The organism is Vibrio sp. 378 (assembly GCF_033339435.1).
The window spans coordinates 1-523 of record NZ_JAWOUO010001163.1 but is presented as its reverse complement, the minus strand read 5'-3'; the positions used below and the strand labels follow the sequence as shown (position 1 = coordinate 523).

General features: G+C 45.3%; 1 protein-coding gene. It reads left to right on the top strand.

Translation table 11 applies throughout. The annotated features are described in order from the left end of the window. Positions 1 to 94: 94 nt before the first annotated feature. A partial coding sequence (locus R7Q48_RS30935) for a DEAD/DEAH box helicase family protein (RefSeq protein ID WP_225492692.1) occupies positions 95 to 523 on the top strand: 429 nt, incomplete at its 3' end.

Below are 523 nucleotides of genomic sequence, written 5' to 3'. Positions count from 1 at the left end.
GGCATAGATTTCGTTTACTAAGGTGTATATATATACAGCGCAGAAGTGGTAACACAGCGTAACGTAGTAAAGGCAGTAAAGATTGAGGAAGGGGATGAGTAAAGTTTATGAACTGGTCTCTGAGTATCAACCATCAGGTGACCAGCCAACCGCGATTAAGCAATTATTAGAAGGCTTAGATGCGGGGTTGGCGCATCAGACGCTTTTAGGTGTAACGGGTTCTGGTAAAACGTTCACGCTAGCGAATGTGATTGCTCAAGCACAGCGTCCTGCAATTTTACTAGCGCCAAATAAAACCCTCGCGGCCCAGTTGTATGGGGAAATGAAATCGTTCTTTCCTAACAATGCGGTCGAGTATTTTGTGTCTTACTACGACTACTACCAACCAGAAGCGTACGTGCCTACAACTGACACCTTTATTGAAAAAGATGCGTCAGTGAACGCTCACATTGAGCAAATGCGTTTGTCTGCCACCAAAGCTTTACTCGAACGAAAAGACGCCATCATCGTCGCTTCTGTCTCG